The sequence below is a fragment of the Streptomyces sp. P13-3-3 genome (genome assembly GCF_050571355.1).
Lineage (GTDB): Bacteria > Actinomycetota > Actinomycetes > Streptomycetales > Streptomycetaceae > Streptomyces > Streptomyces althioticus.
Genome location: NZ_CP192228.1, coordinates 845,645 through 865,704 on the forward strand (window position 1 = coordinate 845,645; position 20,060 = coordinate 865,704).

A 20,060-nucleotide genomic window follows, 5' to 3' on the forward strand; every position below is an offset into this window, starting at 1 on the left:
AACAGGGCGAATCGGTCCGCGCGAGGTCCACCCGAACGGCGCTCGCCGGGCCCGCGCCGGATCTGCTAGCGGGCGCCCGTGAACTTCTCGTACTCGCGGAGCACCTCGTCCGTCGGCCCGTCCATGCGCAGCTCGCCGCGCTCCAGCCACAGCACCCGGTCGCAGGTGTCGCGGATCGACTTGTTGTTGTGGCTGACCAGGAACACCGTGCCGGCGTGCTTGCGCAGCTCGCGGATGCGGGCCTCGGAGCGCTTCTGGAAGGAGCGGTCGCCGGTCGCGAGGGCCTCGTCGACGAGGAGCACGTCGTGGTCCTTGGCGGCGGCAATGGAGAAGCGCAGGCGGGCGGCCATGCCGGAGGAGTAGGTGCGCATCGGCAGGGTGATGAAGTCGCCCTTCTCGTTGATCCCGGAGAAGTCGACGATGTCCTGGTAACGCGCCTTCACCTCCTCGCGGGACATGCCCATCGCGAGGCCGCCGAGCATCACGTTGCGCTCGCCGGTGAGGTCGGCCATCAGGGCCGCGTTGACGCCGAGCAGGGACGGCTGGCCGTCGGTGTAGATGTTGCCGTTCTCCACCGGCAGCAGTCCGGCGACGGCCTTGAGCAGGGTGGACTTGCCGGAGCCGTTGGTGCCGATCAGGCCGATCGCCTCGCCGCGGTACGCCACGAAGGACACGTTCCGCACGGCGTGCACCCGGCGCACGCCGGACGCCTTCTCGGTCTCCTTGCGGCGGAGCATGCGGTTGAGCGCGGCGGTCGCGGTGCCGCGTCCGGCACCGGTGCCGTTGACCCGGTAGACCACGTCGACGCCGTCGGCGACGACCGTGGGCCTCCTGTCCTGGGGGGTGTCAGCCACGGCCGTACCTCTCCTCTGCCTTCCAGAAGTAGACGAAGCCGACCACGCCGGCGAGCACCGCCCAGCCCAGCGCGAACGCCCACACGTGCGGCGGCAGGTAGGACGAGTCGTACTTGTCGATCAGCGCGAACCGCACCAGGTCCATGTAGATCGCCGCCGGGTTCCACTGCAGGACGTCCGCCAGCCAGGCGGGGACGTTCTTGTCCTCCAGCATCGCGGGGATGGAGAACATCACGCCGGACGCGTACATCCAGGTCCGCAGCACGAACGGCATGAGCTGCGCCAGGTCGGGGGTCTTGCTGCCCATCCGCGCGAAGATCAGCGCGAGGCCGGTGTTGAACACGAACTGCAGCGTCAGCGCGGGGATCACCAGCAGCCAGGAGGCGTCCGGGTAGCTGCGGAACCCGATCATGACGACGACCAGGACGATCATCGAGAACAGCAGCTGCTGGAGCTGCTGGAGCGCGAACGAGATCGGCAGCGACGCCCGCGGGAAGTGCAGCGCGCGCACCAGTCCGAGGTTGCCGGAGATCGCCCGCACGCCCGCGAGGACGGAGCTCTGCGTGAAGGTGAAGACGAAGACGCCCGTCACGAGGAACGGCACGTAGACGTCGCTCGGTATGCCGCGCCGGGCGCCGAGCAGCAGGCCGAAGATGAAGAAGTACACGGCCGCGTTCAGCAGCGGCGTCGCCACCTGCCACAGCTGGCCCAGCTTCGCCTTGCTGTACTGGGCCGTCAGCTTGGCCTGCGAGAACGCCAGGATGAAGTGCCGCCGCCCCCACAGCTGACGGACGTACGCGCCGAGGGACGGGCGGGCGCCGCTGACCGTGAGACCGTGCCGGGCGGCGAGGGCCGCGAGGTCGGTCTCGGGCGGTTCCGGGCGCGCCGACGCGGCGGGCGGTGTGTCGAGTGCCTGACTCACATCCGCTGCTTTCGCTAGGAGGGGGGTGGGGTGACGGTCGCTCCGGTCCTTGACGTCGGAACGGGACCGTATCGTCGCGTCGACGAGCGTAGGTCGAATGCGCGTCGGAACGCAACCGTATCGTCGCTACGCGGGCGGCCTATGCTGGAGCGCATGACGAACGCCGACGCGCCCGAGCCACGTCCGCGCCGCCGGGCTCCCGCCGGGGCCGCCGTCCTGCGCGAGGACGTCACCGAGGCCATCCGGACGGCCGTCTTCGAGGAGCTCGCCGCCGTCGGCTACGCCCGCATGTCGATCGAGGGCATCGCGCGCCGTGCCGGCGTCGGCAAGACCGCGGTCTACCGTCGCTGGCGCTCCAAGCTGCACGTCGTCCTCGACGTGGTCTCCGCGCTCGCCGTCCAGGGCCTGCCCGCGCCGGACACCGGCTCCCTGGAGGGCGACCTGCGCCTGCTCTACGAGGTCACCTCGCGCGCCCTGCGGCATCCCGTCGCCTCGCAGATCCTCCCCGACCTCCAGGCCGAGGCCGCCCGCAACCCCGAGATCGCCGAGGCCGTGCAGAAGGCCCTGCGGGAGGGCCAGGACGGGGTCGCCAGGGGCATCGTCACGGCGGCCCAGGAGCGGGGCGAGATCGGCGCCGGCGTCGACCACACCCTGGCCCTCGACCTGATCTCCGGGCCCCTGTACTGGCGCTCGGTGGTGATCCGCAGCCCGAAGCTGCCGAAGGGCTACCTGGACGGCCTGACCCGCGCGACGGCCCAGGCGCTCAGGGCGCTCTGAGCCACGGGGCGCGCGGGGGTGACGATCTGTGCCGCTATCGCGCCCTCCAGGGCCGGTGTGTCCCTGGAGGTGTCACGCCGCCGCCGGTGCGGCCCTCCGGCAGGCCTCCCGGCCTGTGTCCCCGCGCGCACGCCGCGATCTGCAGGGCCGGGGCGCCTCGGGGGCAGGAGCGGCCCAGGACCAGGCCGCGGCGGCTCGGGACGGCGCGGGCGCTGGGGGAGACGGGCGGGCCCGTGTCGGGGGTGGAGGTTCGCGCGCCCGTCCCGACGCGCAGGGCGGTGCGTTCCCGTAGGCGGGGGTGGAGCAGCCGAGGCGCTGTCGGCTCGCGCCAGGTCGGCCGTGGCGCCGGGGTCGGTCGGTACCCGCTCGTGCGCCCGTCCCGATCCGCAGGGCGGTGGCTTTCCGTGGGTGGGGGTGGAGCGGCCGGGCGGTGTGGGCTCGTGTCAGGTCGGCTGTCGGCGCTGGGGCCGGTCCGGCTCGTGCGTTCGTCCCGATCCGCAGGGCGGTGCGTTCCCGTGGGTGGGGGGGAGCAGTCGAGGCGCTGTCGGCTCGCGCGAGGGCGATGGTCAGCGCCGGCGTCGGGCCGGTGTCCGGTCGGCGCGCCGCGCCCCCAAGGGACCGCAGGCGCGGGTACGTGCAGCTGCTCAGGGCAGCCACCGTCGCAGGCGGCCCGTCAGTAGGCGGCGGGCGTCCTGTGGTCCCGCCGCCACCCGGAGGGCCAGCGCTCCTCCGTGGGTCGCGTAGGGGCGGACCAGGATCAGGCCGTGGTGGGGGCTCGGGGTCGCCCGGGGGCGCAGCAGGCCCGGGCCCGTGAGGGCGTGGGCCGAGACCGTGCGGGTCGCGCCGTCGCGGAAGCGCAGCCGCAGCCGCAGGTCCCACGCGCCCGTGCCGAGGGCCGCCAGCCGTTCCAGCGGGACGGGCGTCGCGGCGGTCCAGGCGCCGTCGGCGGCCGGCCGTAGCGGCACCGTGCGGCGCAAGACCAGACCCGCACGGTCCCGGTGGCGCCACTCCACCTCCGCGTCCACGGGACCGGCCCGCCCGACCGCGCCGTACAGCTCGTGCAGGCGCAGCCGCAGCAGGCGGGTGCGGGCGCGCAGCTCGGCGTCCACGGCGAGCGGCAGCAGGCGGACCGGGCGCTCCGGCAGGGTCTCCAGAGTGACCTCGGGCAGCTCCTCCGACCAGCAGGGCGTGCCGTCGGCCGTCCGGGCGTAAGGCGGGCACAGCCGGGACGGGCGGGCGGCCAGCTCGCGCAGGCGCGGCAGGTCGCGCGGCTCGGGCGAGGCCAGCAGCACCCGCGCGAGCAGCATGCCCGGCGCGGCCGGGTCGCCCGAGCGGTCGGCGGCGTCGTACTCGGCGAGGTGGGCGCGGGTGTGCGCCCACCACGCACGGCGGTACGCCTCGTCGTGCAGCGGCAGCTCGCGGACGTACATGCGCAGGTCGTGGTCGAGGAACTTGGCCCGGACGGCGCGCGCCAGCCCCTTCCCCCCGGCGTCCAGCAGGATCGTGTGGGCGGTGCGGCAGGCGTGGGTGCGGGCGCGCCAGTTGTCGACGCCCGTGCGGTCCAGCGAGATCGACAGCCGGGGCGCGGCGCGGCGCACGTGCCAGACGTACACCCGGTCCGGGACCAGGGCGACGCGCGGGGCGGCGGCCCACACCCGCGCGGTGAAGACCATGTCCTCGTAGGGGAAGCGGCCGTCGGGGAACCGGATGCCGTGGGCACGCAGGAAATCCGTCGCGTACAGCTTGTTGACGCTGAGGGTGTCGCGGACCAGGCGTGGGCGGTCGGCCGGGCGCGCGACGACGGCGGGGGAGGCGTACAGGGCGGGCTCCCACGGCACCTCGCGGCCCGAGGGCAGCTCACGGCGCACGCACAGGCCCCCCGTGACCTGTGCTTCCGTCTCCCGTGCGGCGGCGAGGAGCGCGTACACGGCGCCGGGCGGCAGTACGTCGTCGCTGTCCAGGAACATCACGTACGGGGCGGCCGCCGCGTCCAGGCCGGTGTTGCGCGGGGTGCCGCAGCCACCGCTGTTGACGGGCAGCCCGACCACCCGCAGCCGGGGCTCGGCGGCGGCCAGCCGCTCCAGCAGTTCCGCGCTGCCGTCCGTGGAGCAGTCGTCCACGGCGACGACCTCCCGCACGGCGGGCCCCTGCCCGAGCGCGGAACGCACCGCGTCGGCCACGTGGGCGGCGTCGTCGTGGCCTATGACGACGACCGAGACGGCGCCGGCGTCGGCCGGGGAGGGGTCGGGGTGCATGGCATCCTCGGGGCGCGCTGCGGAGGTTCACTCCACGCTCGCCCGGAGTGTGCCGTCCCGCACCCCGGGACGGTCCCGGCGGGCGTCAGGCCCCTTCGGCGGCCGCCTTGTCCAGGGCGGCGGTGAGGTCGGCGAGGGTGGCGCTCAGCGCGCGCATCTCCTCGACCCGCAGCCCGGTGGCGGCGGAGATCCGGCGCGGCACCCGCACGGCCTGCTCGCGCAGCGCGGCGCCCTCCTCGGTGAGCCGCACCTCCACGGACCGCTCGTCGCGCGCGCTGCGCTCGCGGTGCACCAGACCGGCCGTCTCCAGCCGCTTGAGCAGCGGGGACAGCGTGCCGGAGTCCAGCCGCAGGCGCTCGCCCAGCCGCTTCACCGGCACCGTGCCGTCCTCCCACAGGACCAGCATGACCAGGTACTGCGGGTAGGTGAGGCCGAGATCCTTCAGCACCACCCGGTAGACGCCGTTGAAGGCGCGGACGGCGGAGTTGAGGCTGAAGCAGATCTGCTGGTCGAGACGGAGCCAGTCGTCCGTCACGGCCGGCGCGTCCGTCGCCGGGATGGGGCCGGGTGTCGCTGTCATGCGTCCAGGGTAGCGCTGCGCGAGCCATTTGGTTGTGTCCAATTTAATTGTGTGCTCTACTTGAGCGCACGGAGGCCGGGTCCCCTGGAACCGGCCGGTCACCCGCCGAAAGGAAAGGTGTCCCCATGGACGCGCTCTACACCGCAGTCGCCACCGCCACCCACGGTCGCGAAGGCCGCGCCGTCACCTCCGACGGCAAGCTGGACCTCGGCCTGAGCGCCCCCAAGGAGCTGGGCGGCGACGGCAAGGGCACCAACCCCGAGCAGCTCTTCGCCGCCGGCTACGCGGCCTGCTTCGGCAGCGCCCTCGGCGCCGTCGGCCGCGCCGCGAAGGTGGACGTCAGCGAGGCCGCCGTGACCGCCGAGGTCGGCATCGGCAAGCAGGGCGAGGGCTTCGCGCTCGCCGTGACGCTCCGCGTCGAGCTGCCCGACGGCCTCGACGAGGAGACCGGCCGCAAGCTGGTCGAGCAGGCCCACCAGGTCTGCCCCTACTCCAACGCCACCCGCGGCAACATCCCCGTCGAGATCGTCGTCGAGTAGTCCCGCCGCTCGCCCCCGACCCGCGCCAGCACCTCGCCGGTGCGCCGGCTCCACGCCACCACCACGGCCTCCTCGGGCACCCGCTGGTACTTGGTGAGGAGCAGCCAGCGCACCCCGTAGCGGCGGACCACCGTGTCCCGCAGGGCGCGGGTCGAGGCGGGATCCAGGTACGCGCGCACATCGGCCACCCGCCGCAGCCGCTCCCGTTCGTCCAGCGAGGCGTCCGGCCAGGCGGGTGCGGCGAGGTTGGGCCCGTACCCGGCGATCGCGTGGACGGCGTAGTAGCCGTCGGTGATCACCACCTCCCCGGGCGCGACGTGCCGCGCGGCCCAGTCGTACGACGGCCAGTCCGGGGGCTGCCGGAAGCCGACCGGGTCCGCCGCGGGCGGCACCAGCGCCCCCGCGTGCACGGTGAGCAGCCCGGCGAGGGCCCCCGCCGCCGCGGCCCCGCCCAGCAGCCGCCGCCACACCGGCCACGGGCGGGGCGCCGCCAGTTCCACCGCCAGTGCGAGCTGCAGCGGCAGCAGCGTCAGCCCCAGGGCGCGCCCGTAGGTGTAGTGGCCGCTCACCCAGCCGTACGCCACGACCGCGCAGTCCAGGGCGAACATCAGCACCAGCGGGTCCCGCCGTGAGCGCCGCGCCCGCAGCCACAGGGCCGGAAGCCCCAGCAGCGCCAGCCCGAACTGCCCGGGCAGGTCCAGGTACAGCCGCCGGTGCATCGCGTCCACACTGGAGTCCCCGGCCAGCGCGAACACGTCGAAGTACGGCCAGCAGGCCGCCGTCGCCAGAGCCACGGCGCCGGTCAGCGCCCAGCGTCCGGCCAGCGCCGCCGACCACCGTCGCTGCCACCCGGCGACCAGTGCCAGCGCCCCCAGCGCCGCCGCGACCGCGGTGATCGGGTGCACCAGCAGGATCAGCCCGTACAGCAGACCCAGGCCCGCGTACCCGGACAGCGGGCGCAGACCGCCCGGCCCCAGATAGCGCACACCCCCGGTGTCCCGGGCCCGCGCGCCGGTCAGCGCCCACGCCCAGAAGGCCAGCCCGATCGCGAACGCCGACGGGTAGGGCAGGTTGCCCGTCATAGACATCAGGTTGAGGTAGCCGCTCCACCAGGCGCGCTCCACACCCCACAGCAGGGCCGTCGCGGCGAGCGCCAGCACCGGCGCCCAGGGGCGCGGGGTCAGCACCCGCACGAAGCGGCCGAGCCCGGTGAGCAGCACCAGCAGGTTCAGCGGCCCGGTCAGCCGCAGCACCTCCCAGCCCCCGAGCCCGGTCAGCCGGGCGAACGCGCCCTGCGCCACGGCGTACGGCGAGTAGTAAGGGCTGCCCGCGCCGGGCAGGTCCGCCATCGGGTGCCGGGGGCGCAGGAGATCGGCCTTGAGGCGCTCCACGACCGCCGCGTGCTGACCGGCGTCGCAGCACAGCGGCACCCGCCAGAACGCCAGGGTCATCACCAGGAAGAACAGGAAGCCGGCGCACTGGTACGGCGACGGGCGCCAGGACCCGCCGCCGCGCAGCGCCGTGGCGCCGTCCACCGTGCGGCGCCGGACGAGGACGCCGGCGCTCATCGGATGCGAAGAGAAAGGGGCATTCGAGGCATTTGCCCAATGTTCCCGTGAGCGGCCCGGTTCTGACCAGCCGTCACCGCTTCGGGTGACACCCGGTCAGCCCACCGGCTCCACCGGCGCCCCCTGCGCGGGCACCACGGCCCGCCGCAGCACCGGCTCCAGCAGCAGCGGCACCCCCAGCACCGGCAGCAGCCAGGCCAGCGTGATCAGCCGGTCGCCCCAGATGTTGATGTCCGGGTGCCCCGCCTGGTTGAGGAACCCCGTGCAGGCCGCCGCGGCCAGGAAGGCCCCGAACGCCGGCCGCCGCAAGGCTCCCAGCACGCCCGCCGCCAGCGCCGCCACGAAGAACGGCTCCCACAGCTGCCGCCGCGCCCACTCCATCCAGAAGTTCCCCTGGAGCTGGAAGAACTCCGCCCACGGCCGCTCCCGGTCCGGCCGGGCGAAGTGGCCGGTGAGCAGGTCCTGCACGCTGTCCGACACCGACGGGTGGCCCAGCAGCCGGGACACCAGCACCGTGCCCAGCACCCCCGCGCACCCCACCGCGGCCAGCGCGACGGGACCGCGCCCCGCCGGCATCCCGCGCCACCGCCGCCGTGCCGCGACCGCCACGCCCGCCGCCGCCAGACACGCCCCGAGGAACAGCGCCTGCGAGTGCTTCACGGTGAACAGCGCGAACAGGGCGCCCGCGACGAGCGCGAGCCCCGCCCGGGGCCTCGTCCCGCCCAGCACCAGGGCGCAGCCCCACAACGCGGCCAGGGTGAGCGCCAGCATCAGGCCCTCGGTCATCGGGCGCATCGCCGTCGTCCCGCACGGCAGGACCAGGTACAGCGCCATCCCGGTGAGCGCGAGCGGCACCGGGGCCGCCAGCGTGCGCAGCACCAGGTACGCGAACACCCCGCCCGCACAGGTGATCAGCACGCCCGCCGTCCACACCCCCCACGTCACCCCGAGCAGCGCGACGAACGGCGCCAGGACCAGCGGATACCCGGGCCGCACCTCGAAGATCCGCATGAACCGCTCCGGCATGAACGGCACCGTGTGCCCGGCGGTGTCCCCGGCCGCGAGGCGCGCCTCCACCTGCCGCCACTCCTGCTCCCGGCATTCCTGGAGCACCCGGGGCGCGGGGTCCGGGGCGTGGAAGCGCACCACGTCCACGAGCTGCGCGCGGTGCGCCATCGCCGCCTTCCCCGCGCAGTAGTGGTCGATGGTGGCGGCCGCCGCCTCCCGCTTGTCCGCGCCGGTCAGACTCAGCGCGTACGACACGTAGTTCTTGCTGTCGGGAGTGTCGCGGCCCTCCACGGTGGCCAGCTGCATCAGCGCGAACAGGGCGGCCAGCAGCAGCACCCAGGTGCGCGGCCTCACGACGGGGTCAGCAGGTCGCGGCCGGCGGTCTGCGCGGGCAGCAGGCCGGGGTCGCCGGAGGGCTCCGGCAGCGGCTCGCCCAGCATCACGGCGCGCACCACCCGCTCGGCGGCCCGCCCGTCGTCGTACTCGCAGAACCGCTCCCGGAACGCCGCCCGCAGCCGCGCCGACTCCTCGTCCGCCCAGGTGCCCGACGCGAACAGCCACGCCAGCTCCCGGTAGGAACGCGTCACATGGCCCGGCGGCCCGGCCGTGACGTCCAGGTACGCGCCCCGGCTCGCGCGGAAGGCGTCCCAGTCGTCGGCGTGCACCACGACCGGCCGGTCCAGCAGGGCGTAGTCGAACATCACGGACGAGTAGTCGGTGACCAGGACGTCCGCCGCGAGCAGCACGTCCTGCACCTCCGGCTCGTCGGTGGCGTCCACCAGCACGCCCCGCCGGTGCAGCTCCGACAGGCCGAGTCCGCGGGCCGGCCCGTCGGCGAGCGTGGGGTGCAGCCGGACCACCAGGGTGCGGCCCTCGCCCAGGTCGGCGGCGAACCGGGCCAGGTCGATCCGCTCCACCAGACCGTCCCTGCGGTAGTCCCTGCGGGTCGGCGCGTACAGCACCACCGTGTCGCCCTCCGGGATCCCCAGCCGCTCCCGGGTCGCCCGGGCGCGCTCCTCGTCCCCGCGCACCAGCACGTCGTTGCGCGGGGAGCCCGACCGCAGCGAGGTGAAGTGGCAGGGGAAGGCCCGCTCCCACACCAGCTCGGAATGGCGGTTGGCGACCAGGCTGTGGTCCCAGCGGTCGGCCCGGCGCAGCATCTGCGGCACGTCGAAGTGCAGCCGCGCGCCGGGCTTCTCCAGCAGATCGGCGCCCGCGTACTTCAGCGGGGTGCCGTGGTGGGTGTGGACGTGCACGCTGCCCGGCCGCTTCACCAGCGTGCCCGCCCAGTTGACGTTGTTGACGAAGTACGTGGCCCGCTCGGTCACCCGGCGGTACTCCGCCGTGTCCGGCAGCACGAACGGGGTGCCCGGCGGCAGGGACGCGGCCCGCTCCTCGTCGGCGACCACCCACACGCCCCGGATGTGCGGGGCGAGTTCGCGGGCGGCGCGGTAGACGGCCGCCGGGTCGCCGAGCATCCCGCGGTGCGAGAACGCCGAGTACACGGCGAGGTGCGGGTCCAGCGGGCGGCGCAGCAGCGACCGGGCGCGCACCGCCCGCGCCGCCGTCGCCGTACGCGCCTGCCGGGCCCGCCGCTGCAGGTCCCGGCCGGTCCGCGTGGCCCGGCGGCGCAGCACGTACCCGGCGTACGAGCCCTCCAACACGCGCAGTTCCGCGGGGACCCGCCCGTCCGGCGGGCGGTGCGCGTGGAACATCTCGGCGGTGCGGCGGAAGAACTCGGCCCGGTCCGACGGCGGCAGCCGGTCCGGCTTGGACAGGATGTCGAGACAGTGCTCGCCCATCTTGGCGTGCAGGAACGGCCGCCAGTGCGCCAGCGCCGGGCGCGCGTCGACGAACCGGAACACCCGCGCGTACTGCTCGTGCGCGTCGAAGTGCTTGCGGCTGGTCGTGGACAGGATGTTCCCCTGGCGGCGCTGCCGGTAGTACAGGCAGATCCGGTCCAGGGTGGCGATGCGCTCCGCGCTGAGCAGCACCGGGAACGTCCAGGGCGTGTCCTCGTAGTAGCCGGGCGGGAAGGTGAAGCCCTCCCGCTCGACGAAGTCACGCCGGTAGACCTTGTTCCACACCACCATCAGCAGGTCGAGGATCTCCGGCCGCTCGGCCGCCGTGAAGGTGCTCGCGGAGGCCTCGGCCAGCACATGGGCGAGGACGTTGCGGCGGGTGCCGCCCCACCAGTAGGTGCGGGCGTAGTCGAAGACCAGCACGTCCGGGTCGCCGGTCTCGTCGAGCCGGTCCGCGAGGGCGCGCAGCGCGCCCGGGGTGAGGGTGTCGTCGCTGTCGAGGAAGAGCAGGTAGTCGCCGGTCGCGTGCGGCATGCCGGCGTTGCGGGCCCGGCCGAGGCCCACGTTCTCCTCCAGGTGCAGCACCCGCACCCGGTCGTCGCGGGCCGCATAGTCGTCGAGGATCGCCCCGCAGCCGTCGGGGGAGCGGTCGTCGACGGCGATCAGCTCGAGGTCGCGGTAGGACTGCCCGAGCACCGAGTCGAGACAGGCGTGCAGATACGCCTGCACCTCGTACACGGGGACGATGACGCTGAAGCGGGGCACGTCAGCTCCTCACCAGGTTGGCGGCCGCGGGGGCGGGGACACGCTCCGCGAGCGGGATCACGGGCGGCAGGGCCTCGGGCGGCTCGCCGAGCAGCACCCGGCGCACCACCCGCTCCGCGGCCCGGCCGTCGTCGAACGGGCAGAACCGCTCCCGGAACGCGGCCCGCAGCGCCGCCGCCTCGTCGTCCGCGTACGAACCGTCGCGGAACACCCGGGCCAGCTCCCCGGGCGTGCGGGCGACCCGGCCCGGCGGGGCGGCCGTCAGGTCGAAGCAGACGCCCCGCGTCTCCCGGTACAACTCCCAGTCGTCGGCGTACACCACGATCGGGCGGTCCAGGTTGGCGTAGTCGAACATGATCGACGAGTAGTCCGTGACCAGGGCGTCCGCCGCGAGGCACACGTCCTCCGAGGAGCGGTGCGCGGTGACGTCGATGATCCGGCCGCTCCGTCCGCGCCCGCCCCGGTCGTAGAAGTAGTGCGCGCGCAGCAGCACCACCACGTCCTCGCCGGCCGCCTCGCAGAACGCCTCCAGGTCGAGCCCCGGCTCGAACCCCGTGTGGTGGTCGCGGTGCGTCGGCGCGTACAGCACGGCCCGCGCGCCCTCCGGGACCCCCAGCTCGGCGCGGATGCGGGCCACGTCGTCGGCGCCGGCCGTCACGTACACGTCGTTGCGCGGATAGCCGTACTCCAGATGCTCGTACGAGCCGGGGAAGGCGCGCTCCCAGACGCGGGTGGAGTGCGGGTTGGAGGACAGGTTGAAGTCCCAGCGGTCCACCCGCCCCAGCAGCTTGGTGAAGCTGCCGGTGGCGGCCGCCACCACCGGATACGTCGACTGGTCCACGCCCATCGTCTTCAGCGGGGTGCCGTGCTGCGTCTGGAGGTGCACGCTGCCGGGGCGTTTCACCACGCCCTCCGCGAAGTTGGCGTTGTTCACCAGGTACGTGGCGCGGGCCAGCAGCTCCCAGGCGCGGTGACTGCCGAGCACCGCGTACTCCACGCCGTCCGGCACGGTGTGCGCCTGGTCGGCCTCCACCAGGAACACCCCCCGGATGTGCGGGGCGAGTTCGCGGGCCTTGGCGTGGATCGCGGCCGGGTTGCAGGCGTAGCCGCGGCCCCAGTACGCGCAGTACACCGCGAGGTCCGGGTCGAGCGGGCGGCGCAGCTGGAGGCCGTAGTGCAGCCGGGTGCGCAGACCGCGCGGACGGGGCAGCGCGCCCGCCGCCCGCCCGGCCGCGCGCCGGGTGTCACGCAGCGCGGCGAACGCCTCGTACGACCCGGCCGCCAGCAGCCGGTGCTGCACGCCCAGGCTGCCGCCCGGCGGCCGGAACCCGGCGGGCCGGTGCCCGCGGTACAGGGCGCTCGCCCGCCGGAAGAACTCCCGCCGCCCGGACGGCAGCCGGCGGGGATGCGCGGCGGTCTTCAGCACGGCCGCGAAGAGCTGCTCGAACAGCGGTCCCGACCGCTCGGCCGGCAGTCCGAGACCGGAGGCCTCGTCGAGCACCCGCTCCGTCTGGTCCAGCAGATCGTGGTGGTGCGCCCCCGGCAGCCGCAGCCGGTCGCCCTGGCGGCGCGCCCGGTGCCGCACCAGCACCCGGCGCGACACCGCCACCCGCTCCGCCCGCAGCAGCGCCCGCCCGCACCAGCCGACGTCGGTGAACCACCCGGGCGGAAAGGCCAGTTCGTGCTCGGCGACGAAGGCGCGCCGCCAGGCCGCGCTCCACGCGGGCAGTCCCACCCCGGTGAGCCGCGGGGCGCGGGCCGGGGCGAAGGCGCCGCCCGGGGCGTGCTCCAGCAGCGGCGCGGCGGGGCGCGTGGGCTCGCCCTCCCACCACGGGACGCGCTCGTGCTCGCACGGCAGCACGTCCACCGGGCCGGTCTCCGCCAGCCGTGCGTCCAGCGCCGCGAGCGCGCCCGGCACCAGCACGTCGTCCCCGTCGAGGAACAGCAGGTACGTCCCGGTCGCCGCCCGCACGCCCGCGTTGCGCGCACCCGCCAGCCCCTCGGACGGCGGCGCGTGGACGGGCGCCACCCGGGAGTCCCGCTCGGCGTGCCCGGCGGCGACACCGGCCGCCGGTGACCCGGCCGCGTCGCAGACCGGGATCAGCTCGAAGTCTCCGAACGACTGGGCGAGGACCGAGTCCAGCGCCTGGCCCAGCCGACCTGCGACCCCATGGGACGGGACGATGATGCTGAAGCGGGGCATTCTGCTCTTTCCGTTGACGAGGGTGTGACGGCGGCCGCTCAGCGGGCGGGCCGCCGCCCGGGCCGCCCCGTCGGACGCCGCGCGGGCGGCCGGGCCGGGGCGGGCCGTGACGAGCCGGGGGACATGCGTACTCCCAATGGGGGCAACGACGGGCGGACGGGGTGGGTGACGGTCAGAAGACGGCCGGCTGCGGCGGAAGCGACACCACGGGCGTCTCCGGCGCGGCGGCGGCCGCCGGCACCGGGCGCCGCCGCGCCGGCGGGACCGCCAACGGCTCGGCGAACTCCCCGAGCAGCACCGTGCGCACCACCCGCTCCGCCGCACGGCCGTCGTCGTGCGGGCAGAAACGGTCACGGAACGCCGCCCGCAGCCGGGTCGCGCGCGGTCCGCACCAGCGTCCCCCGGCGAAGATCTCGATCAGCTCGTCCTCGCTGTCCGCGACCGCGCCGGGCGGGACGGTCCACGGGTCGACGTAGAGTCCGCGGGCCGCCGCGTACGCCTCCCGGTCCTCGGCGTGCAGCACGATCGGGCGGTCCAGGCCCGCGTAGTCGCACATCAGCGGGGAGAAGTCGGTGACCAGGGCGTCCGAGGCCAGACAGAGCGCCATCACGTCCGGGTGGGCGCTCACGTCCACCACCCGGTCGGAGGCCGCCTCGAGCGGCTCGCCGTCGGGGCGCACCGTGCGGGAGAGGATGACGAACCGGGGGCCGAGGCGGCGCACCACACGCTCCAGGTCGAGGGTGCGCACCGGGGTGCGGCGGTAGTCGCGGGGCGCCGGCGCGTACAGGATCGCCACCGCTCCCGCGGGGACGCCCAGGGAGTCCCGCAGCACGGCCACGTCCTGCGGGGTCGCCGTGTGGAAGCGGTCCGCGCGCGGCCTGCCGTACTCCAGCGTGCGGTAGCGGCCGGGCAGCACCCGCTCGTACGTCAGCGTGGAGTGCCGGTCGCCGGTGACCACGTGGTCCCACTGGTCGACGCCCTCGAGCAGCCGCGCGAAGTCCGTGTCCCTGGCCGCCGCCGGACGGTCCTGGAGGTCGAGCCCCGCGTACGCCAGCGGGGTGCCGGGCGGGGTGTGCACCAGGATCTGCCCCTTGCGCTTGACCAGCCCCGGCACCAGCGCGCGGTCGGTCACCACGTACGCGCTGCGGGCGAGCGCGGTCAGATGGGCGGCGGTGCCGGGCACCAGACGCCGGGTGGCGGTGGGCAGGGTGTGGTGCAGTTCGGGCCGGGTCGCCCAGGCGGTGCGGACGCGCGGGGCGTGGTCGCGGACCGCGGACTCCAGGGCGGCCGGGTCGCCGCCGTAGCCGCCGTCGCCCTCGACGGTGAACAGGACGCGGCCGGAGTCCAGCGGGAGCAGCCGCTGGACGCGGTAGTGGGAGCGCAGCAGGGCGCGCCGCAGACCGCGCAGCGCGCGGCGGCGCACCCGGCCCGCGCGGCGGCCGAGGGAGGCGGCGAGCCGCAGGACGCGGTAGGTGCGGTGCAGCCCGAACCGGACCAGCGCGTGCCGCACCCGGGCGCGGGCGGGGACGGGTGCGCCGGGCGTGCGGTGGCGCCGGTACTGCTCGCGGGCCCGGCGCAGGAAGGCGGCGCGCGAGCCGCGCGGCAGCCGGTCCGGGCGGGTGTACACGGTGAGCAGGTGGTCGACCATGCGGCGGAACAGCACCGGCCGCCAGCGCTCCAGGTCGGGGTGCGCGTCGAGGTGGGCGAAGACCCGGTCGTACTGGCCGAACACCTCGAAGTGGCGCTCGCTGGTGGTGTGCAGGATGCCGCCGGCGCGCCGCTGCCGGTAGTGCACGCACACCCGGTCGAGCGTGGCGACCGTCCCCGCCGTCATCAGCACCGGGTACGTCCACGGGGTGTCCTCGTAGTAGCCGGGCGGGAAGGTGAAGCCCTCCCGCTCGACGAACTCCCGCCGGTACGCCTTGTTCCACGCCACCGCGAGCAGGCTGAGCAGCCCCGGCCGGTCGGCGAGGGTGAACGGTGCCGGGCCGTGCTCGGCGAGCTGGGCGGCGACCTGGTTGCGGACGGTCTCGCCGGTCCAGTAGGCGCGGGCGTAGTCGTAGACCAGGACGTCCGGGTCGCCGGTCTCCTTCAGCCGGTCGGCGACGGCGAGCAGCGCGTCCGGGGTGAGGGTGTCGTCGCCGTCCAGGAACACCAGGTAGTCGCCGGTCGCGCGGGCCATGCCGGCGTTGCGGGCCGGGCCCAGGCCGACGTTGGCCGGCAGGTGCACCGGCCGCACCCGCGGGTCGCGGGCCGCGAACTCGTCGATCACCGCACCGCAGGCGTCGGGCGAGCAGTCGTCCACGGCGATCAGTTCGAGGTCCGGGTACGACTGGGTCAGCACCGACTCCAGGCACTCGCGCAGATACGCCTGAACCTGGTACGCGGGGACAATGACACTGAACCTGGGCAAGGGGCATCCAACGGTCGGCGCGGGCGTTCTGCCCGGCAACGCCCGTTGGCCCGCCTTGGTTACGCCGCCTGCGGCATCCGGGGGAATCACGTCGCACGAAGGGGCGGACCTCGGCCGGTCCGCCCCTCAACTGCGCATGCGATGTGCCTATTTGACGGCGCCCGCCATCACACCGGAGACGAACTGCCGCTGGAACGCGAAGAACACCACCAGCGGCACCACCATCGAGATGAACGCGCCCGGCGCCAGCACGTCGATGTTGTTCCCGAACTGCCGTACCTGCGTCTGCAGGGCGACCGTGATCGGCTGGCTCCCCGAGTCGGTGAAGATCAGCGCGACCAGCATGTCGTTCCACACCCACAGGAACTGGAAGATGCCCAGCGCGGCGACGGCCGGACCGGCCAGCGGCATCACCACCCGCACGAAGAGCCGCAGTTCACCCGCGCCGTCCAGCCGGGCCGCCTCCAGCAGCTCCTTGGGGATCTCCGCGAAGAAGTTCCGCAGCAGGAACACCGCGAACGGCAGACCGAAGCCGACGTGGAACACCACCACACCGGTCAGGGAGCCGAAGATGCCCAGCGTGCCGAAGAGTTCGGCGATCGGGATCAGCGCCACCTGCACCGGCACCACCAGCAGCCCCACCACGGCGAGGAACCACCAGTCGCGGCCCGGGAAGTCCATCCACGCGAAGGCGTACCCGGCCAGCGCGCCGATCACCACCACCAGCACGGTCGCCGGCACGGTGATGTACACCGTGTTCAGCAGCGAGGCGGTGATGTCGTCGTTCTCCAGCAGGGTCCGGTACGCGCCGAAGGTCAGCTCGGACGGCTCGGTGAACACCGTCCACCACCCGTCCACCGCCATGTCCTCCGGCGAGCGCAGGCTGGCCAGCAGCAGCCCGATCGTCGGCACCAGCCAGAACAGGCCGACGACGATCAGGAAGACGCGGACCGCCCCGCCGCTGACCCATCCGGCGAGCCGGGACCCCAGCGACCGCTCCGCCCGGACGGGCTCCGCGGGCCGCACACCCGCCTTGGTGACGCTTCCGGCGCCCGCGCTCATCGCCGCACCTCCCGCCTCAGCCGCCGTACGTTGAACCACATCACCGGGATCACCAGCAGCAGCAGGAACACCGCGATGGCGCTGGCGACGCCCGGCTGGTCCTCGGAGAAGCCCTTGCGGTACAGCTCCAGGGCGAGGACGTTGGCGTCGTCCTGCGACGAGCCCGGCGCGATGATGAACACCAGGTCGAACACCTTCAGGACGTTGATCATCAAGGTGACGGTGACCACCGCGAGCACCGGTGCGAGCAGCGGCACCGTGACCCGCCGGAACACCTGCCATTCGTTGGCGCCGTCCACTCGTGCGGCCTCCAGCAGCTCACGGGGCATGCCCGCGAGCCCGGCCGCGATCAGCACCATCGCGAACCCGGCCCACATCCAGATGTACGAGCCGATGATGGCCGGAGTGACCAGCGAGGGGCCGAGCCAGTCGAGCCCGTTGTACGGCTCCGTGAAGTTGCTCGCGGGCAGCCGCAGGTGCGCCCCGTCGGCCTTGGACGAGAAGGAGAACGTGCCGTCGGCGGCGGCCGTGGCCGTCTCCACCACCTCGCCGTCCTTCACCGCCTCGATCCGCATCCCGGCGTAGCCCAGCTCGGAGGAGTCCACCTGGTTGAGGGTGCCGACGCCCTTGCCGCGGGTGAAGTCCTGCCAGGTGGAGCCGGTGATCCGGTCGTCCTCCGGCTTGGGCGCCGCGGCCGGCTTCGCGTCGTCCGGCATCACGTCCGGGGCGACCCCCACCAGCGGCAGCGTCACCGTGTCCCCGGCGCTCACCGTGCCCTTGGTGACGAACGCGCCCCCGCCGGCCGGCTCCAGCGGCGACTCGCGGCCCGGATGCGCCTTCGGGAACGCCGAGGACTGGGCGAAGGTGTCGTGCACACCCACCCACACGGCGTTCGCCACGCCCTTGTCGGGGTCCTGGTCGTAGACGAGACGGAAGATGATGCCCGCCGCCAGCATGGAGATGGCCATCGGCATGAAGACGACCAGCTTGAACGCCGTGCCCCAGCGCACCCGTTCGGTGAGCACCGCGAAGACCAGACCGAGCGCGGTCGCGACCGTCGGGGCGAACACCACCCAGACGATGTTGTTCTTCAGCGCGGTGCGGATGCCGTCGTCGGTGAACAGCGCCTGGTAGTTGTCGAACCCGGCGAAGGAGTCGCCGGACTGGTCGTAGAAGCTGCGGATGACCGAGTACCCGATCGGGTAGACCACGAGCGCCCCGAGCAGCACCAGGGCGGGCAGCAGGAACAGCGCCGCCACGGTCCTGCGGGTGCCGGTGACGCTCTTGCGCGACCTGGGAGCGGCGGGGGCCGTCTTCGCGGCCCCCGCCGCCGTGTCCGCCGCCATCCCCGGTCAGTTCCCGTACGCCGCGGCCGCGTCGGCCTCCAGCTTCGCCTGGGTGCCGGCCACGTCCGCCGGGTTCTTCAGGAAGTCCTGGAGCGCCTTCCACTCACCCTTGCCGGGTGTGCCGCCGAAGGCCTGCGGGGCCTGGTCGGACATGTCGAAGCGGAAGTCGTCGCCGGCGTCGATCAGCGCCTTGGCCATCTTCTGCTGGACCTCGTTCGGGTACGCCGACTCCGGCACGTTCTTGTTCGGCGAGAGGTAGCCGCCGAGCTTCGCCTGGATGCCCGCCGCGTCCGGGGAGGCGAGGAACGTCACCAGGGCCTGCGCCGCCTCGGAGTCCTCCAGGATCACCGCCGCGTCGCCGCCCGACACCACGGGCGGGGTGTCGCCGACCGAGGGGAACGGGAACACCTTCGCGTCGGTGCCCACCTTCGCCTTGGTCTCGCCGATGTTCACCTGCACGAAGTCGCCCTCGTAGACCATGCCGGCCTTGGGCTGGTCGCCGCCGGTGAAGGTCTGCGTCACGGACGCCGGGAACTCCGTCTGCAGCGCGCCGTTGGGGCCGCCCGCGAGGTAGTCCTTCTTGCCCCAGACCTCGGCGAGGGTGGTCAGCGCCTCCTTGACGGACGGGTCCGTCCACTTGATCTCGTGCTTCGCGAGCTGGTCGTACTTCTCCGGGCCCGCCTGCGAGAGGTAGATGTTCTCGAACCAGTCGGTGAGGGTCCAGCCGTCGGCGCCGCCGACGGAGAACGGGGTGACGCCGGAGTCGTAGACCATCTGCGCGGTGTTCAGCAGCTCGTCCCAGGTCTTCGGCTCGGACGCGCCCGCGTTCTCGAAGACCTGGGCGTTGTACCAGATCAGCGACTTGTTCGCGGCCTTGTAGTAGACGCCGTACTGCTTGCCGTCGACCTTGCCGATGTCCTGCCAGCCCTGCGAGTAGTTCTTCGCCAGCTCCTTGGTGGCCTCCGGGCCGAGCGGCTTGGCCCAGTTCTTCTCCACGGCCTGCTTGATCGCGCCGGGCTGCGGCAGCATCGCCACGTCCGGCGGGGCGCCGCCCGCGATCTTCGAGCCGAGGAAGTTGATGATCGGGTCCTGGGCGGGGACGAAGGTCACCTTGGCGCCGGTGCGCTTCTCGAACTCCGCGAGGACCTGCTTGAAGTTCTTCTGCTCCGCACCGGTCCACACGGCCGCGACCTCCAGGGTCTGGCCGTCCAGCTTCGGCAGGGTGAGGGTGGTTCCGGTGTCCCCGGACGCCTTGCCCTTGTCGTCGCCGCCACCGTCGCCGTCGTCGTCGCCTCCGCAGGCGGTGAGGGAGACCGCGAGCACGCCTGCGGCGAGTGCCGCGGCGGCCCTGACGGCCCGTCGGGAGGGGAGGACCGGACCGTGCCGCCCGGCCGCCCCGCGTATCCGGAAGTTCCTGCTCGTCCTGCGCATCACTGCCCCGTTCTCGTACTCCGTCGTACTTGGCCGAACGTTCGAGCGCTGTTCCGTGCGGTCTGGTCTACGCCTGGGGCGAGGGGGTGGCAAGAGCGCGTCCTGTGTCAACTCGACGATCGTGACCACGTCGTGACCAGGGGTCACATAGGCGGCCGCCCCGCTTGGCTGCGGGCAGTCGTGCTGCTTGGGGTGGCACGGGTGGGCGCAGGCGGGGCCTGGCTGGCGCCGTGAGTGGGGTTCGGTGCCTTGTGTGCTGTGCCGCGGCACTCTGTGGACGCCGGGTGCGGGTGGTGGGTGGCTGATCGCGCAGTTCCCCGCGCCCCTGGGGGGCGTTCCAGCTGCGGGCAGTCGTGCCGCTTGGGGCGGCACGGGTGGGCGCAGGCGGGGCCTGGCTGGCGCCGTGAGCGGGGTTCGGTGCCTTGGGTGCTGTGCCGCGCACCTTGTCGGCGTCGGGTGCGGGTGGTTCGTGGCTGGTCGCGCAGTTCCCCGCGCCCCTTAAGGGTGCTTCTGCCGCGGCCGCTGGAAGCGCCCA

At 73.9% G+C, this 20,060-nt stretch carries 14 protein-coding genes; 2 read left to right on the forward strand and 12 right to left on the reverse strand.

All coding sequences use genetic code 11. The features are described from left to right. Nucleotides 1–65: 65 nt before the first annotated feature. Together ACQZOG_RS03890 and ACQZOG_RS03895 are read right to left on the reverse strand one after the other, a co-directional pair. A complete protein-coding gene (locus ACQZOG_RS03890; protein ID WP_028959137.1) occupies nucleotides 66–854 on the reverse strand; it encodes an ABC transporter ATP-binding protein in 789 nt (262 codons plus the stop codon). Beyond that, a complete protein-coding gene (locus ACQZOG_RS03895) occupies nucleotides 847–1,776 on the reverse strand; it encodes an ABC transporter permease (RefSeq protein ID WP_058916287.1) in 930 nt (309 codons plus the stop codon). Before ACQZOG_RS03895 ends, ACQZOG_RS03890 begins: the two co-directional genes overlap by 8 nt. Nucleotides 1,777–1,917: 141 nt before the next feature. Between ACQZOG_RS03895 and ACQZOG_RS03900 the strand changes: the two genes are divergently transcribed. Further along, on the forward strand, nucleotides 1,918–2,553 hold the full coding sequence (locus ACQZOG_RS03900; protein WP_033277551.1) for a TetR/AcrR family transcriptional regulator: 636 nt from the start codon (nucleotides 1,918–1,920) through the stop codon (nucleotides 2,551–2,553). A 644-nt stretch (nucleotides 2,554–3,197) separates the two neighbouring features. Here ACQZOG_RS03900 and ACQZOG_RS03905 read toward each other — a convergent pair. Together ACQZOG_RS03905 and ACQZOG_RS03910 are read right to left on the reverse strand one after the other, a co-directional pair. After that, a complete protein-coding gene (locus ACQZOG_RS03905) occupies nucleotides 3,198–4,808 on the reverse strand; it encodes a glycosyltransferase family 2 protein (RefSeq protein WP_430741278.1) in 1,611 nt (536 codons plus the stop codon). An 85-nt stretch (nucleotides 4,809–4,893) separates the two neighbouring features. Beyond that, nucleotides 4,894–5,388, reverse strand: a complete 495-nt coding sequence (locus tag ACQZOG_RS03910) for a MarR family winged helix-turn-helix transcriptional regulator (RefSeq protein WP_058916285.1) — start codon at nucleotides 5,386–5,388, stop codon at nucleotides 4,894–4,896. A gap of 125 nt (nucleotides 5,389–5,513) precedes the next feature. Here ACQZOG_RS03910 and ACQZOG_RS03915 point away from each other — a divergent pair, with 125 nt between their 5' ends. Continuing rightward, nucleotides 5,514–5,927, forward strand: coding sequence for an organic hydroperoxide resistance protein (locus tag ACQZOG_RS03915; protein ID WP_033277549.1), 414 nt, complete (start codon nucleotides 5,514–5,516; stop codon nucleotides 5,925–5,927). Here the strand turns inward: ACQZOG_RS03915 and ACQZOG_RS03920 are convergent. From ACQZOG_RS03920 to ACQZOG_RS03955, 8 genes are all read right to left on the reverse strand, one after another. Continuing rightward, nucleotides 5,876–7,495, reverse strand: a complete 1,620-nt coding sequence (locus ACQZOG_RS03920) for a hypothetical protein (protein ID WP_387758988.1) — start codon at nucleotides 7,493–7,495, stop codon at nucleotides 5,876–5,878. The genes ACQZOG_RS03915 and ACQZOG_RS03920 overlap by 52 nt on opposite strands. A gap of 96 nt (nucleotides 7,496–7,591) precedes the next feature. After that, on the reverse strand, nucleotides 7,592–8,857 hold the full coding sequence (locus ACQZOG_RS03925; protein WP_033277547.1) for a membrane protein: 1,266 nt from the start codon (nucleotides 8,855–8,857) through the stop codon (nucleotides 7,592–7,594). Further along, the gene (locus ACQZOG_RS03930; protein ID WP_058916283.1) at nucleotides 8,854–11,070 is read right to left on the reverse strand and encodes a bifunctional glycosyltransferase/CDP-glycerol:glycerophosphate glycerophosphotransferase; all 2,217 of its coding nucleotides are present in this window, start codon (nucleotides 11,068–11,070) and stop codon (nucleotides 8,854–8,856) included. Before ACQZOG_RS03930 ends, ACQZOG_RS03925 begins: the two co-directional genes overlap by 4 nt. Before the next feature lies 1 nt (nucleotide 11,071). Then, nucleotides 11,072–13,273 carry a bifunctional glycosyltransferase/CDP-glycerol:glycerophosphate glycerophosphotransferase gene (locus ACQZOG_RS03935; protein ID WP_430741279.1) on the reverse strand — a complete coding sequence of 734 codons (2,202 nt, stop codon included), beginning with the start codon at nucleotides 13,271–13,273 and terminating at the stop codon, nucleotides 11,072–11,074. Nucleotides 13,274–13,445: 172 nt separating this feature from the next. Continuing rightward, a complete protein-coding gene (locus tag ACQZOG_RS03940; RefSeq protein WP_033277545.1) occupies nucleotides 13,446–15,686 on the reverse strand; it encodes a bifunctional glycosyltransferase/CDP-glycerol:glycerophosphate glycerophosphotransferase in 2,241 nt (746 codons plus the stop codon). A 147-nt stretch (nucleotides 15,687–15,833) separates the two neighbouring features. Continuing rightward, entirely contained in the window at nucleotides 15,834–16,748 is a 915-nt protein-coding gene (locus tag ACQZOG_RS03945; RefSeq protein ID WP_033277544.1) for a carbohydrate ABC transporter permease, read from the reverse strand. Next, entirely contained in the window at nucleotides 16,745–18,094 is a 1,350-nt protein-coding gene (locus ACQZOG_RS03950) for a carbohydrate ABC transporter permease (RefSeq protein WP_079031465.1), read from the reverse strand. The genes ACQZOG_RS03945 and ACQZOG_RS03950 overlap by 4 nt, the downstream gene beginning before the upstream one ends. Before the next feature lie 6 nt (nucleotides 18,095–18,100). Continuing rightward, nucleotides 18,101–19,525, reverse strand: coding sequence for an ABC transporter substrate-binding protein (locus ACQZOG_RS03955; protein ID WP_351036544.1), 1,425 nt, complete (start codon nucleotides 19,523–19,525; stop codon nucleotides 18,101–18,103). Nucleotides 19,526–20,060: the final 535 nt, after the last annotated feature.

What these genes read in the sequence shown, in the direction of transcription:
- ACQZOG_RS03950 (WP_079031465.1), bottom strand. Translation starts at nt 18,094, where the DNA reads ATGGCGGCGGACACGGCGGCGGGGGCCGCGAAGACGGCCCCCGCCGCT.
- ACQZOG_RS03920 (WP_387758988.1), bottom strand. Translation starts at nt 7,495, where the DNA reads ATGAGCGCCGGCGTCCTCGTCCGGCGCCGCACGGTGGACGGCGCCACG.
- ACQZOG_RS03910 (WP_058916285.1), bottom strand. Translation starts at nt 5,388, where the DNA reads ATGACAGCGACACCCGGCCCCATCCCGGCGACGGACGCGCCGGCCGTG.
- ACQZOG_RS03945 (WP_033277544.1), bottom strand. Translation starts at nt 16,748, where the DNA reads ATGAGCGCGGGCGCCGGAAGCGTCACCAAGGCGGGTGTGCGGCCCGCG.
- ACQZOG_RS03905 (WP_430741278.1), bottom strand. Translation starts at nt 4,808, where the DNA reads ATGCACCCCGACCCCTCCCCGGCCGACGCCGGCGCCGTCTCGGTCGTC.
- ACQZOG_RS03935 (WP_430741279.1), bottom strand. Translation starts at nt 13,273, where the DNA reads ATGCCCCGCTTCAGCATCATCGTCCCGTCCCATGGGGTCGCAGGTCGG.
- ACQZOG_RS03900 (WP_033277551.1), top strand. Translation starts at nt 1,918, where the DNA reads ATGCTGGAGCGCATGACGAACGCCGACGCGCCCGAGCCACGTCCGCGC.
- ACQZOG_RS03955 (WP_351036544.1), bottom strand. Translation starts at nt 19,525, where the DNA reads ATGCGCAGGACGAGCAGGAACTTCCGGATACGCGGGGCGGCCGGGCGG.
- ACQZOG_RS03915 (WP_033277549.1), top strand. Translation starts at nt 5,514, where the DNA reads ATGGACGCGCTCTACACCGCAGTCGCCACCGCCACCCACGGTCGCGAA.